At 60.0% G+C, this 12910-nt stretch carries 14 protein-coding genes; 4 read left to right on the top strand and 10 right to left on the bottom strand.

All coding sequences use genetic code 11. The features are described from left to right. The first annotated feature begins 546 nt into the window (after positions 1-546). Positions 547-1320 carry an SDR family oxidoreductase gene (locus ACWKWE_RS19790; protein ID WP_483851447.1) on the top strand — a complete coding sequence of 258 codons (774 nt, stop codon included), beginning with the start codon at positions 547-549 and terminating at the stop codon, positions 1318-1320. 135 nt (positions 1321-1455) lie between these two features. Here the strand turns inward: ACWKWE_RS19790 and ACWKWE_RS19795 are convergent, their stop codons facing one another. The 7 genes from ACWKWE_RS19795 to ACWKWE_RS19825 all read right to left on the bottom strand — a co-directional run bounded on the left by ACWKWE_RS19795 (position 1456) and on the right by ACWKWE_RS19825 (position 6627). Next, positions 1456-2592, bottom strand: a complete 1137-nt coding sequence (locus tag ACWKWE_RS19795; protein ID WP_483851448.1) for an AGE family epimerase/isomerase — start codon at positions 2590-2592, stop codon at positions 1456-1458. A 225-nt stretch (positions 2593-2817) separates the two neighbouring features. Beyond that, positions 2818-3405: a HupE/UreJ family protein gene (locus tag ACWKWE_RS19800; RefSeq protein ID WP_166595984.1), complete on the bottom strand. Its 588-nt coding sequence runs from the start codon at positions 3403-3405 to the stop codon at positions 2818-2820. Positions 3406-3430: 25 nt separating this feature from the next. Then, complete coding sequence (ureG, locus tag ACWKWE_RS19805) at positions 3431-4045, bottom strand: urease accessory protein UreG (RefSeq protein WP_062378949.1); 615 nt, start codon at positions 4043-4045, stop codon at positions 3431-3433. 56 nt (positions 4046-4101) lie between these two features. Then, a complete protein-coding gene (locus ACWKWE_RS19810) occupies positions 4102-4776 on the bottom strand; it encodes an urease accessory protein UreF (RefSeq protein WP_483851449.1) in 675 nt (224 codons plus the stop codon). A gap of 10 nt (positions 4777-4786) precedes the next feature. Next, positions 4787-5287 (bottom strand): urease accessory protein UreE, encoded by a 501-nt coding sequence (gene ureE / locus ACWKWE_RS19815; RefSeq protein WP_483851450.1) that lies wholly within the window; start codon positions 5285-5287, stop codon positions 4787-4789. A gap of 296 nt (positions 5288-5583) precedes the next feature. Next, a complete protein-coding gene (locus tag ACWKWE_RS19820; protein ID WP_166595981.1) occupies positions 5584-6216 on the bottom strand; it encodes a TetR family transcriptional regulator in 633 nt (210 codons plus the stop codon). A gap of 141 nt (positions 6217-6357) precedes the next feature. After that, positions 6358-6627, bottom strand: a complete 270-nt coding sequence (locus ACWKWE_RS19825) for a hypothetical protein (protein WP_483851451.1) — start codon at positions 6625-6627, stop codon at positions 6358-6360. Positions 6628-6944: 317 nt separating this feature from the next. Between ACWKWE_RS19825 and ACWKWE_RS19830 the strand changes: the two genes are divergently transcribed. After that, on the top strand, positions 6945-9011 hold the full coding sequence (locus tag ACWKWE_RS19830) for an AsmA family protein (RefSeq protein WP_483851452.1): 2067 nt from the start codon (positions 6945-6947) through the stop codon (positions 9009-9011). A gap of 224 nt (positions 9012-9235) precedes the next feature. Here the strand turns inward: ACWKWE_RS19830 and ACWKWE_RS19835 are convergent, their stop codons facing one another. After that, positions 9236-9769, bottom strand: coding sequence for a ferritin-like domain-containing protein (locus ACWKWE_RS19835; RefSeq protein WP_166595978.1), 534 nt, complete (start codon positions 9767-9769; stop codon positions 9236-9238). Between the two features lie 272 nt (positions 9770-10041). Continuing rightward, positions 10042-10380: an osmotically-inducible lipoprotein OsmE gene (gene osmE / locus ACWKWE_RS19840; RefSeq protein WP_166595977.1), complete on the bottom strand. Its 339-nt coding sequence runs from the start codon at positions 10378-10380 to the stop codon at positions 10042-10044. A gap of 308 nt (positions 10381-10688) precedes the next feature. Between osmE and ACWKWE_RS19845 the strand changes: the two genes are divergently transcribed. Further along, positions 10689-11579 (top strand): esterase/lipase family protein, encoded by an 891-nt coding sequence (locus ACWKWE_RS19845; protein WP_166595976.1) that lies wholly within the window; start codon positions 10689-10691, stop codon positions 11577-11579. Positions 11580-11638: 59 nt separating this feature from the next. Beyond that, positions 11639-11875 (top strand): hypothetical protein, encoded by a 237-nt coding sequence (locus ACWKWE_RS19850; RefSeq protein WP_166595975.1) that lies wholly within the window; start codon positions 11639-11641, stop codon positions 11873-11875. A 3-nt stretch (positions 11876-11878) separates the two neighbouring features. On the opposite strand, the gene ACWKWE_RS19855 is transcribed toward ACWKWE_RS19850, so the two are convergent. After that, on the bottom strand, positions 11879-12763 hold the full coding sequence (locus ACWKWE_RS19855; protein ID WP_341960269.1) for a DMT family transporter: 885 nt from the start codon (positions 12761-12763) through the stop codon (positions 11879-11881). Between the last annotated feature and the right edge of the window lie 147 nt (positions 12764-12910).

Here is a 12910-nt window from a genome sequence, read left to right on the forward strand (position 1 = left end):
GTCAATTATTGATCAGTAGGTTTGGCCGTTATTTCTGCTGAGTTTGTCAACGCTTTAGAGGCTGGTTTTTTATCCAGTTTTTTGCTTTGATCCTCCTGTGGATAACTCTGTGTGCAACCCTTGGAAAGACCGCCGCAGATAGCGCAATCCCTGAGGTTGGACGAGCGATCCTGTCCGTTCGTACAACCTGAGCGCTCGACAGGCGGCAGATCCGTTTCAGCAGGTCAAGGGAAAATCCCTTTTAAATTGCCCACAGGCCCCGCATGCCGTGACGTGTAGCCCTGCGAGTTGCGCACCGATTTTGTGTGTCTGGCTGTGGATAAGGTGGGCAAAACTGCGCCCAGCCCTGATGGCATAAGGCTTTGGCGTGTTTGGTTGTTTTTTATACAGTTGGAACGTATCCACAATGCAGTGCGAGGTTTGTTACGCGCAGACTTGATCCCGAGCCGCCCGCGCGGGCATTCTCCAGAACTTTCCTACACGTAGCCGCTGCGCTGCGTTCACCCGAGCTTATTCCAAAGCCGAAACCCCCGTCAGGAGAACGACATGACTTCTACCGTGTTCATTACCGGTGCTACATCCGGGTTTGGCGAAGCCTGCGCACGCCGCTTTGCAGAAGCAGGCTGGTCGCTGGTGTTGACCGGCCGCCGCGAAGAGCGTTTGCAGGCGTTGAGCGCCGAACTGTCGAAGCAGACCAAGGTGCACACCTTGACGCTGGACGTCCGCGATCGTGCGGCTGTGGAAAAGGCCGTAGAGGGTCTGCCTGCCGAGTTCGCGAAAATTCGTGGCCTGATCAACAACGCCGGTCTGGCACTGGGCATCGACCCTGCGCCGAAGTGCGACCTGGACGACTGGGACACCATGATCGACACCAACGTCAAAGGGCTGGTCTACACCACTCGCACGCTGCTGTCGCGCCTGATCGCCTACGGCCGTGGTGCGAGCATCGTCAACCTGGGTTCGGTCGCGGGCAATTATCCGTATCCGGGCGGTAACGTGTATGGCGGTACCAAGGCCTTCGTCGGACAGTTCTCGCTGAACCTTCGCAACGATCTGATCGGCACCGGCGTGCGGGTGACCAACCTTGAGCCCGGCCTGTGTGAAAGCGAGTTCTCTCTGGTGCGTTTCGGAGGTGATCAGTCGAAGTACGACGCCACTTACGCGGGCGCTGAGCCGATCCAGCCGCAAGACATCGCCGAGACGATTTTCTGGATCATGAACACCCCGGCGCACGTCAACGTCAACAACCTGGAGCTGATGCCTGTGAGCCAGACCTGGGCCGGATTTGCGATTGATCGTACGCGTGGTGAAACGAAGTAACACAGGACAATGATCGTTCCCATGCGCCGCGTGGGAATGCCGCCCTCGACGCGCTGCGACGGCCGTTGAGGTGGCGCAGAGCGCCAAGGGATGCGTCCCCACGCAGAGTGTAGGGACGATCATCAAGTAGGGGATTCAGGCGCCGAAGTATTCAGCCAAGCCGATATAGCACGTCGCCAGGTGATAGGGCGTGGTCGACGGCATGTCGCTGCGGCTAATCTGTCCCTGGCTATCCAGGCACTCATTCCAGCCGCCTGCATGCAAAAACCGCTGCTGCAAGGCGTTCAACTGACGCGCCAGCAACGCCTGGCTATCAGGGCGCAACGTCAACGCCCGCAGGTACTCGGCCTGCGCCCAGATGCGCTGAGTGCCATCTTTCACCAAGCCTTCCACATCCAGTGTCGCGACCACAGCCCCTGTGACCGGATCGACCCCTTGCGCCTCAGCGTGGCCAAACGCAGTGGTCAGCGAGCGATGCAGCGGGGTGCCACGCAGGTGTGCCGACGACTCCAGCAGGTAGAACCATTCGAACTGATGCCCCGGCTCGGACCAGTTATCCACAGCGCCGAGGGGCTTCTCCAGCATCACCCCGTGCTCGACATCGACAAAGCGCCGCTGCATGGCTTCCGCCAAGGCGTCGAGGGCAGCGAGCGTGTCGGCGTCTTCGCGCACTTCCAGCGTCGCCAGAAACGCTTCAGCCAGATGCATCAACGGGTTCTGCAGAGGCCCGGCGTCCAGCGAGGACCAGTCTTCGTTCAGCACGGACTCGTACAAGCCATCGCCATCGGCAAAACGCTCGGCGACGACGTGCAGCGCGGCATTGAGTACCGATTCCACCAACGGCTCGCGCACCTTCGCCCAGTAATGCGCGCAGGCGAAGACGATGAACGCGTGGGTGTAGAGGTCTTTTCGACGGTCCAGCGGCGCGCCCTGTGGGTCGATGCTGTAAAACCAGCCGCCGTGTTCGGCATCATGGAAATGCCGTTGCAGCGAGCGGAACAGCGCCGCCGCACGAGTTTCGGCATCAGGCACTTGCGGGTTGCCCATGAAACTGGAAAACAGAAACAGCTGCCGCGCACAGGCCATGGCCCGGTAACGCTGAGGGGGCAACGGTTGGTGTTGAGCGTCCAGCGCCTCATACGGCAGCGCCATCTCGGCATTCCAGCCCGGCCCCTGCCAAAGCGGGACGATCACCGCCATGAAATGCTGCTGCACAGTGGCGAACACAGCGAACAGTTCAGGCTTGGAGGCGGGCAGAGAAACGTCAGGCATCGGATGGCGTCGCGGCAGAGGTCAAATTGCGCGACATGGTAGCAGGAGGCGGGGATGGCGGGGTAAACGGGTGGATCAAATGAGGGGCCGTCCTGCGCAGAGCCCCTGTGGGAGCGAATTCATTCGCGATTGGCCGGTACATCCGACATAGTCTCTATCGGCTGTACGGGCGTATCGCGAATGAATTTGCTCCCACAGGGTATGAGGTGCGTCAGGGAGAAGATTTTAGCCTGCGAACAACCACACACCTGTCGCAGCTGAAAGTGCCCCGGCCACTCGCACCATAGGCGTAGCCGCCGCTGGCAGGAAGCGCACCACGGCGTAACCGGCGGTGTGCAGCGCAGCGGTGGCGCCGACGAAGCCCAATGCGTATCCCCAAGGGCTGGACATCTCCGGCAGCTCAAGGCCATGGGCCACGCCATGGAACATCGCGAACAGCGCGGTCGCCGTCACAGCCACGAACAGCGGCGGACGCACCGCCAGTGCCACGGCCAGACCCAGTGCAAACACCGACGCCGCAATCCCGCTTTCCAGCCCAGGCAATGCCAGGCCTTCAAAGCCCATCAACCCACCCATCAGCATGGTGCCGACAAACGTCATCGGCAGCGCCCAGCGAGCGGCGCCTTTCTGTTGAGCGGCCCACAACCCGACGGCCACCATCGCCAACAGGTGATCGATGCCGCTCAGTGGGTGGCTGATACCCGCCACCAGACCGCTTTCATCGTGGCCGGGGTGTGCGAACGCCAAGGCCGGAACCAACAGCAGCGCCAGTGCGCCGAGGATTTTGGTGCGCGATAAGGTTTTGCGATTCATCAATGATCGTCCTTAGTGAATGAAATCAGGCAGCGGTCAGCAGGCCTTGGCGCTCGATGAAGGCGATGATGTCCTCCAGGCCATGGCCGGTTTTCTGGTTGCTGAACACGAACGGTTTGTCACCGCGCATTTTTTTGGTGTCGCGATCCATCATCTCGAGCGACGCGCCCACCAGCGGTGCCAGGTCGATCTTGTTGATCACCAGCAGGTCGGATTTGCAGATGCCCGGCCCGCCTTTGCGCGGCAGCTTGTCGCCTGCCGACACGTCGATCACGTAGATGGTCAGGTCCGACAATTCAGGGCTGAACGTCGCGGACAAGTTGTCGCCGCCCGATTCGACGATGATCAGGTCCAGGCCTTCGAAGCGACGGTTCAACTGATCCACGGCTTCCAGATTGATCGACGCGTCTTCGCGGATCGCAGTGTGTGGGCAGCCGCCGGTTTCCACGCCAATGATGCGCTCAGGCGCCAAGGCCTCGTTGCGCACCAGAAAATCGGCGTCTTCGCGGGTATAGATGTCGTTGGTGACCACGGCGAGGTTGTAGCGCTCGCGCAACGCCAGGCAGAGGGCGAGGGTCAGCGCAGTCTTGCCGGACCCGACCGGGCCGCCAATACCGACGCGCAAAGGTTGGCTGTTCATAAAGTGTTCTCCGTTGATCTTTTTTTGTGCAGTTCGTAGGGGGGGCCAATAAAGGGTCACGATCGAAACAGTCGGCTGTACTGGCGCTCATGGGCCATGCTTGCCAACGCCAGGCCAAACGGCGCGCTGCCCATGTGTTCAGGATCAAGTTCAGTGGCACGTAGCTGCGCGGTCTGCAGCAAAGGCGTCAACTCGCTGGTCAGACGTTGCGCGGCCTGTTGCCCCAGCGGCAGGGTTTTCATCAACACGGCCAGTTGGTTCTCCAGCCAGCTCCACAGCCAGGCGGCGAGGGCGTCCTGCGGGTCGATGTGCCAGGCGCGTGCGGCGAGCGCCCAGCCCAGGGCCAGATGCGGCTCGTCGGTCTGACGCAAGAAATCCCGGGCAGGCTGATCGAGCTCAGGCAGACCGATGAGCAACTGCTGCAACGAGTAACCCATCTGCCGACTTTCCAGATGCAGCTCACGGGTTTCCCGGCTGGCGCGATGCTCTTCGCTCAGTTGCAGCAACGTGGCCCAGTCCTCGTCGGCCGCCGCCGTGCAATGGGCCAATAAAAGCGGGGCTTCGAAGCGGCACAGATTCAGCAACAGTTGATCGCCGATCCAGCGCGCGGCGCTGGGCGGGTCGCGGACGATGGATCGCTCCACGGCCATTTCCAGCCCCTGGGAATAGCTGTAGCCGCCAATCGGCAGTTGCGGGCTGGCCAGACGCAACAGCGCCCACGCCTTGTTCATGGGCGCGGGCTCATTTGCGGACGCCGAACTGATGAATGCGCGGCGCGTAGTTGAAGTCCTCTTCCCCCGCACGCGAATGGTGATGCCCCCCGCCATACGCGCCGTGTTCCGGCTGGAAGGGCGCTTCAATGGACTCGGTGGTCGCGCCCAGTTGATCGAGCATGGCCTTGAGCACGTAGTCGTCGAGCAAACGCAGCCAGCCATCGCCGACTTGCAGTGCGACGTGTCGGTTACCGAGATGATAAGCGGCGCGGGTCAGCTCGTAAGCGCTGCTGCAGGTGACGTGCATCAGTTGCTCCGACCGAGCGCAGACGCGCACGATGCGGCCGTCTTCCGCCTTGAGAAAATCCCCATCCCGCAGCGGCGGCTGCCCGCGTTCGAGGAACAGCCCCACGTCTTCGCCCTCGGCACTGAAACAGCGCAGACGGCTTTTACTCCGCGCTTCGAAATTCAAATGCAGCTCAGCGGCCCATTCAGCTTGGGGTTCGATTCGTTGATGAATCACCAGCATCGGAAAACTTCCAGCAATGTGCGATGCAATAGGCAGAGCAAGGGGCTTGCCAACTGACAGGTCAGTCAGGAATGGGGCGGCTGGGCGTGAGGAGGTGATAGAAGGTGGGGCGCTAGTGCGGGTTATGTTGGTGCGTGGTTGAAGACGATGCACTGGTTTGGGTCGATCGTTGGATAAATTGTAGGAGTGGGCTTGCTCGCGATAGCGCAGTGTCAGTGCCGTCGATATTGACTGGCACACCCTTATCGCGAGCAAGCTCACTCCTACAGGAAATCGGATAGCCAAAAGTGCAGGAGCTACTCCGTACTGCCCAGGCCCTGCCAGCGTTTGGCGCCGATGAAGATGAAACGCAGTTGCTGCGTGATCTTGGCCCGAGGCGTCATGTGCTCCGCCAACGTCACGGGTGGCGGGTCGATGAGTTCGGGGAGCATGGCGAACACGCTTTTGACTACCAGGTCGGCCATCACCGCGAGGTCATCGGGATTGAGGTGGTGAAATTTGGGCATCGACGCCAGGTCGGTCGCGAGGTCGGCGATGATCGCCTCACGCAAGGCGCCCAGCGCCTGACGCACCTTCAGCGAGCCACCGTACTGCTCGCGGGCCAGAAACAGAAACTGCGAGCGATTGGCCGCGACCACTTCAAGAAAAATCCGCACCGAAGCATCGATGATCCCGGTGTTGATGTCGCTGTTATGCCGCACCCGGCGAATGGTTTCGCGAAAGGTCTGACCGACTTCGCTCACCAACGCCAGGCCCAGATGGTCCATGTCGTCGAAATGGCGATAAAAGCCAGTGGGCACGATTCCCGCCGTTTTCGCCACTTCCCGCAGGCTCAGACTGCCAAAGCCGCGACCGCTCTCCATCAACCCCCGGGCTGCATCGAGCAGGGCGTGACGGGTCTGCTGTTTCTGTTCGGCGCGGGGCAGCATGGAGTAGGCAATATCTGAAGGAGAAGTGGGCAGCACTCTAGCAAATGCGTTTGCGCGGCGTCGAACCCGGTTTTCCGCAATGGGCAGTCGACACGAAAAAGCCCGGCATCAGGGCCGGGCTTTGGCATTTGAACATCGGGATCAGGAAACGCGCTGATACTGCTGGACCAGACGGTCAGGGCCGTTGTCGGCAACACGCTGGTAGCGGTGCGCGAGGTTGTCGCAATTTTCTTCGATAGCAACGCGCTGGTACTGATGGATGACACGATCAGTCCCTTCCTGCGCCAAGGTGGGCAGACCGGCTTCCTGGGACAGTTTCACTTCGCCGAGCATCGGTTGTCCGCTGGCAGGCATCGCGAACGCGCTGGAGGCGAGAAGGGAAAGGGTCAGTGCGATCAATTGGCGTTTCATGGTGGTTGCTCTTGGAAAGGGCGTGTTGTGAACGTGAGGACAATTTTACTGGCGGAGCGGGGATAAAGAAGTTCAAAGGGCTGATGGTGACCATCGACAGAATTGATTCGGCGGCGCGGGCCTTTATTTACGGGGCTTGTAGCTCGATTGGTCGGCTTGCTCAGCACGCCAGGGAGTGTCTGCGACAGGCCGGTGCGGAACTTTTCCGAAGCTCATTTCCCGATTTCATCAAACCCACGGCGCTTTTGTCAGTCAGAGGGGTATGACGTGCAAGACGCGCCCAGGAAGGGCCGTCTGTAGATTGGGGAGAAAACGCAATGACGCGAGGCCGCAAGATTTTCGCCTGGACAGTCGGCATTCTGCTGCTGTTGCTGGCTGTACTGATTATCGTGATCGCAACGTTCGACTGGAACCGGCTCAAGCCGACCATCAACGAAAAAGTGTCGGCCGAGTTGCACCGACCGTTCGCCATCAACGGCAATCTGGCCGTGCAATGGCGCCGCGAGCCCGACGAAGGCGGCTGGCGCGCTTGGGTACCATGGCCGCACATGTCGGCTGAAGACATCGCGCTGGGTAACCCTGAATGGTCGAAAGTCCCTCAAATGGTGACCCTCAAACGTGTTGAAATGCGTTTGTCGCCGCTGCCATTATTAGCGCAGCGCGTCGTTATTCCACGCATTGACCTGACCGAACCTAACGCCAAGATTGAACGTCTGGCGGATGGTCGCGCCAACTGGGTGTTCGACCTGCCCAAGAGCGACCCCAACGCCAAACCGTCGAACTGGGTGGTGGACATCGGCTCGATCGGCTTCGACAAAGGCTTCGTGAGTTACAACGACCAGAAAATCAACACCGCCGTGGAAGTGGTCATCGACCCGCTTGGTAAGCCGATTCCGTTCAGTGACATCGTCGGCAGCGGCGAAGCGAAGAAAGTGAAAGACAAAGGCGCATCGGCTCAGGACTACGCGTTCGGCTTCAAGGCGAAAGGCCAATATCACGGCCAGGCCCTTAACGGCACCGGTAAAGTCGGTGGCTTGCTGGCGTTGAAAGATGCGGCGCTGCCGTTTCCGGTTCAGGCGGATGTCAGTGCGGGCAACACGCGGGTGGCGGTTGCAGGCACGGTCACCGACCCGCAGAACCTGGGCGAGCTGGACCTGAGCCTGAAACTGTCCGGCGACAGCCTGGGCAATCTCTACCCGCTGACCGGCGTAACGCTGCCGGACTCGCCGCCATACTCCACCGATGGCCGACTGATCGCCAAACTCCATGATCCGGCAGGGGCCTCGTTCCAATACAAAGGCTTCAACGGCAAGATCGGCAACAGCGACATCCACGGCGATCTGGGTTTTGTCGCCAGCGAGCCGCGTCCAAAGTTGAGCGGTGCGCTGGTCTCCAATCAATTGCTGATGGCTGACCTCAAGCCGCTGATTGGCGCCGATTCAAACGCCGAACAGAAATCCCGAGGCGGCGAGAGCAAACAGCCTGCCGACAAAGTCCTGCCGGTGGAGGAATTCAAAACCGACCGCTGGAGCGCGATGGACGCGGACGTCGAGTTCACGGGCAAGAAAATCGTCCAGAGCGCCGAGCTGCCGTTTACCGATCTCTACACCCATGTGGTGCTGAACGATGGTCAATTGAGCCTCGAACCTCTGCGATTTGGCGTGGCGGGCGGCAAACTGGACGCAGACATCAAGCTCAATGGCCACTCCCAACCGTTGGAAGGACGCGCGAAGTTGACCGCGCGCGGCTTCAAGCTCAAGCAACTGTTCCCGACCTTTGAACCGATGAAAACCAGCTTTGGTGAGCTGAACGGCGACGCTGACATTGCTGGCAAAGGTAACTCCGTGGCGGCATTGCTGGGTACGGCCAATGGCGAGATGAAGCTGCTAGTGAACGACGGTGCGATCAGCCGTGACCTGATGGAAATTGCCGGTCTGAACGTCGGTAACTACGTCGTGGGTACGCTGTTCGGCGACAAGAACGTGAAGATCAACTGCGCGGCCTCCGACTTCGGGTTCAAAGACGGGCTGGCGACCAGCAAGCTGTCGGTGTTCGACACTGAGAACGCGATCATCTACATCGACGGCACGGCGAACATGAAGGCCGAGCAGTTGGACTTGAAGGTTACGCCGGAATCCAAGGGTTTCCGCGTCTTCTCCCTGCGGTCGCCGCTGTACGTGCGCGGGCCGTTCGTCAAGCCGAGTGCGGGTGTGCAATCTGGTCCCCTGCTACTGCGGGGCGCCGGGATGGTGCTGCTGGGCGCGGCGGTTGGACCTGCGGCGGGGTTGCTGGCTTTGGTTGCGCCGAGTGGTGGCGAGCCAAACCAATGTGCGCCGCTGTTGGAGCAGATGCGCGCGGGCAAGGCGCCGAAGACCGTTCAATAACTGATGAATAACTAGTTGTAGGAGCGTGGCTTGTCTCGCGACCGGCCGCGCAGCAGTCGTCAATTCACATGCCCTGATGGCGTCAGATAAACCGTGTATGCAGGTTTTACGACGACTTCGTCGCCGTTCGCGGGACGAGCCACGCTCCTACAGATTTCAGCACGCAAGTCGCCCACAAAAAAGCCAGGGCACATGCCCTGGCTTTTCGCATTCCCGCTCTGGCATCACAGCCCGTCGAGGATGTCCGCCATGTCGTCGGCGTGTTCTTCTTCCTGCGCCAGGATCTCTTCGAAGATGCGGCGGGTGGTCGGGTCCTTGTCGCCAATGTACTGAATGATCTCGCGATAGCTGTCGATGGCAATGCGCTCGGCGATCAGGTCTTCAGTGACCATCTCTTTCAGCGTATTACCGGCCACGTACTGCGCGTGGGAGTTTTTCGACAGCAGGTCGGGGTTCAGTTCCGGCTCGCCGCCCAGTTGCACGATACGCTCGGCCAGCTTGTCGGCGTGCTCGGCTTCCTGTTCGGCGTGTTCCAGAAATTCGGCCGCCGCGACCTGAGCTTTCACGCCTTTGGCCATGTAGTAGTGGCGCTTGTAACGCAGGACGCACACCCATTCTGTGGCCAGCGAGGCGTTGAGCAGGCGAATGATCTCTTCGCGGTCGCCGTCATAGCCTTCGGTCACTGCACCGTTTTCAACGTTGTGACGCGCACGTTCGCGCAGGGTGCTGACATCGGTTAATTGCTGCACATCGCTCATCATTCATCTCCAGGGCTAATCCGGTTTTTTGCCGTCTCGCTCTTGATGCGCTGGTCGTGAAAAGCCTGACCGGCGCCCGGTGAGATCGGGTCTTAAGGTGTGAGTGTCGAGCGCGGGGAAAAGTTTTATTTGTTTTGTCGTCGTCCGCACGGGACACAGGAACCTTGTAGGAGTGAGCTTGCTCGCGATCAGGGTGTGTTAGCCGGTATCAATTTATGAGACAGACCGCCATCGCGAGCAAGCTCACTCCTACAGTTCAGATTGTGTGTGGATCACATCGCCTTTTCATTCGCCTCACGCTGTTCGCAGGTCATGAAACCTTTGCTGTCCACGCGGTCGTTGGCGCCAAAGGTCACGTAATACGCCTGTTGATGGCCATCCTTATTCAAGATGTAGTTGTTGCACGTGCCAGGGTGAACCTTGCGATGCACACGGGTGGAAGGCTCGCCGCCGAGGGTCAGCACTTGCTGTTCGGTCATGCCCGTGTCGACCTGCTTGACCAGTGGCTCGTTGCGATACGTCGCGTAGTCCACCGGGTTTTGAAGGGTTGTCGATGTACAGCCCGCCAGCGCGGCCATTGCGAACACTACTGCCAAGGATTGCTTGTACATAACCGGTCACTCCAGAGAAAGGCCATTGGTGGCCCGTTGCAGTTATGAGCGTTGGCCGATTGAAAGAGTTCGATCAAAAGATGGCGATGGGGCATTACCTCGTTTTGTCATCATTGATGAATGGTTTGCGGCTAGGGTTTAGATTCCGGGCCGCGCTGAGGAGGCGGCTGGACGCGGATTCTGTGGGAGCGAACTCATTCGCGAACAATCGTACATCCAGCGGAAATGTTTTGGCTGGACTGACCCATCGCGAATGAAGTCGCTCCCACAGAGGGATTGTCATTCGACATCAGGAGATTCAACCGCCCATGACGCAAGAACAGGCCACGCGTTATCCGATTGTGCTGGTGCCGGGGTTATTGGGCTTTGTGAAGCTGATCGTCTATCCGTACTGGTACGGCATCGTCCCGGCGTTGCGACGGGGTGGGGCGACGGTGATTCCGGTGATGGTCTCGGCGGTGAACTCCACCGAAATTCGCGGCGAACAATTGCTTGCGCGAATCGAAGAAATCCTCAGGGACACGGGGGCCGCCAAGGTCAACCTCATCGGCCACAGCCAGGGCGCGCTGACCATTCGCTACGTCGCGGGCGTGCGGCCGGACTTGGTGGCTTCCGTTACTTCAGTCGCCGGTCCCAATCACGGCTCGGAACTGGCTGACTATCTCGAAGAACATTACCCGCAAACGACGGTGCGTGGTCGGGCGGTGAACGCAGGCATCCGCTTGACCACGCTGGCGCTTGCTCTGCTCGACACGGGTTATCGCGGTACGCGGCTGCCGACCGACGTCGACGCTGCTCACCATTCGCTGACCACCCGTGGCGTTGCACGTTTCAATCGGCTGTTCCCGCAAGGCCTGCCTGAAAGCTGGGGCGGGCAGGGCGAAGAACTGGTCAACGGCGTGCGGTATTACTCGTGGTCCGGCACCTTGCAGCCGGGGCGCACGGACCGGGGAAAAAACCGCCTCGATGCCGCTAATCTCACCTGCCGAATATTCGCTCGCACGTTCACGAAAGAGCGAGGTCAATCTGATGGCATGGTCGGGCGATTCAGTTCGCACCTGGGCACAGTCATCGGTGACGACTTCCCGCTCGACCATTTCGACATCGTCAACCAGCACTTCGGGCTGGTCGGCAAAGGGGCTGATCCCGTGGGGCTGTTTCTCGAACACGCCTCGCGATTGAAAGCCGCTGGCCTCTGACTTTTTTAGCCGTAGTTCGTGATCTGCCGGCCCAAATGGGCCGCAAAGGAAGTGATGCGATGAGCGATAAAGAGCTTTATGAGATTGAGTACACCCTCGCTGGCGAACATCACGTCGATGTGATCGAAAACCTGGATGTGCCGATCATTGAGGTCGTCCACGAGTTGGCGCACAAGCACCACGTTGCGGTGGATGACGATCCCCTCGATGCGGGCAATCCACACGTCGGTCTGCCCCATGTCGCGGGCATTACCGACGTGTCGATTCACAGCGCGGAAGATCGCGAAGAGGCGTAGACCCTAACGGGTTGCGGCTTTGCGCAGCGGGGTGGTCCAGCGTTCAGCGAGGATCACGCCGCCCAGCGTCAATGCGCCGCCGATGAAGTGATAGGACGCCAGTTGCTCGCCCAACGCCAAGGCAGCGACCAAGGCCGTCAGAATCGGCACTAGGTTGAAGAACAGCGTCGTGCGGCTGGGGCCAAGGATGCTGATGGCCTTCATCCACAGCAGAGGCGCGATCATCGACGTCGGGATGCATGCGTACAGCACCAGCGGGATGTTGCTGCCGTTCAGCCCGGTTTTCGGCGAGAGCAGGAACAGCGGAAACAGCGCGATGATCGCCACCAGAATCTGCAAATACAGCAATTGCAGCGGCGGCATGCGCAGCTGCCATTTCTTCAGCAGCGTGCTGTAAGTCGCGTAGGCCAGCGTCGCGACCAGCATCATCAAGTCCCCGAAGTTGACGCCATGGGCGATCAGCACGGCCCAACTGCCTTGCGACACCACCAACAGCACGCCCGCGAACGACACGAGTGCGCCGACCAACGCGCCTGCCGTCAGCGCAGTGCCAAGACTCGCAATCGACATGCCCAGCGTCATCACCGGCACCAGCGACAGGATGATGCCCATGTTGGTCGCGGTTGTGATGTTTGCCGCGTAGTACGCGAGGCTCTGATAAATCGCCATTCCCAGCACGCCCAGCACCACGACTTTGCCGACGATGGGCCGAATCGCCGCCCGATTGCGCAGCACCGGACCAAGCAGGAATGGCGTGAACAGCAAGCCCGCCAGCAGCCAGCGATAGAAGCCGATCTCGGCAGGGAAAATACGCCCGGCGGCCGCTTTGGTGATGACGTTGTTTCCCGCCCAGATCATGACGGTGAGCAGGGGATACAGGTATTGCATGGGAAAACCGGCAGAAGAATGAGGCATCATTATCGGCTTGTCAGCACTGGCGTCTACCTCGCTGGCCGGTTTCGCGGAAATATGTCGCAACATTCTTTGACTACACTGCGTTCAACGCTGCGTCTGTGCGGCCATCCCGGAGAAAGT

It is taken from the genome of Pseudomonas salicis (assembly GCF_057128705.1).

What these genes read in the sequence shown, in the direction of transcription:
- ACWKWE_RS19790 (WP_483851447.1), top strand. Translation starts at nt 547, where the DNA reads ATGACTTCTACCGTGTTCATTACCGGTGCTACATCCGGGTTTGGCGAA.
- ACWKWE_RS19795 (WP_483851448.1), bottom strand. Translation starts at nt 2,592, where the DNA reads ATGCCTGACGTTTCTCTGCCCGCCTCCAAGCCTGAACTGTTCGCTGTG.
- ACWKWE_RS19800 (WP_166595984.1), bottom strand. Translation starts at nt 3,405, where the DNA reads ATGAATCGCAAAACCTTATCGCGCACCAAAATCCTCGGCGCACTGGCG.
- ureG (WP_062378949.1), bottom strand. Translation starts at nt 4,045, where the DNA reads ATGAACAGCCAACCTTTGCGCGTCGGTATTGGCGGCCCGGTCGGGTCC.
- ACWKWE_RS19810 (WP_483851449.1), bottom strand. Translation starts at nt 4,776, where the DNA reads ATGAACAAGGCGTGGGCGCTGTTGCGTCTGGCCAGCCCGCAACTGCCG.
- ureE (WP_483851450.1), bottom strand. Translation starts at nt 5,287, where the DNA reads ATGCTGGTGATTCATCAACGAATCGAACCCCAAGCTGAATGGGCCGCT.
- ACWKWE_RS19820 (WP_166595981.1), bottom strand. Translation starts at nt 6,216, where the DNA reads ATGCTGCCCCGCGCCGAACAGAAACAGCAGACCCGTCACGCCCTGCTC.
- ACWKWE_RS19825 (WP_483851451.1), bottom strand. Translation starts at nt 6,627, where the DNA reads ATGAAACGCCAATTGATCGCACTGACCCTTTCCCTTCTCGCCTCCAGC.
- ACWKWE_RS19830 (WP_483851452.1), top strand. Translation starts at nt 6,945, where the DNA reads ATGACGCGAGGCCGCAAGATTTTCGCCTGGACAGTCGGCATTCTGCTG.
- ACWKWE_RS19835 (WP_166595978.1), bottom strand. Translation starts at nt 9,769, where the DNA reads ATGAGCGATGTGCAGCAATTAACCGATGTCAGCACCCTGCGCGAACGT.
- osmE (WP_166595977.1), bottom strand. Translation starts at nt 10,380, where the DNA reads ATGTACAAGCAATCCTTGGCAGTAGTGTTCGCAATGGCCGCGCTGGCG.
- ACWKWE_RS19845 (WP_166595976.1), top strand. Translation starts at nt 10,689, where the DNA reads ATGACGCAAGAACAGGCCACGCGTTATCCGATTGTGCTGGTGCCGGGG.
- ACWKWE_RS19850 (WP_166595975.1), top strand. Translation starts at nt 11,639, where the DNA reads ATGAGCGATAAAGAGCTTTATGAGATTGAGTACACCCTCGCTGGCGAA.
- ACWKWE_RS19855 (WP_341960269.1), bottom strand. Translation starts at nt 12,763, where the DNA reads ATGCAATACCTGTATCCCCTGCTCACCGTCATGATCTGGGCGGGAAAC.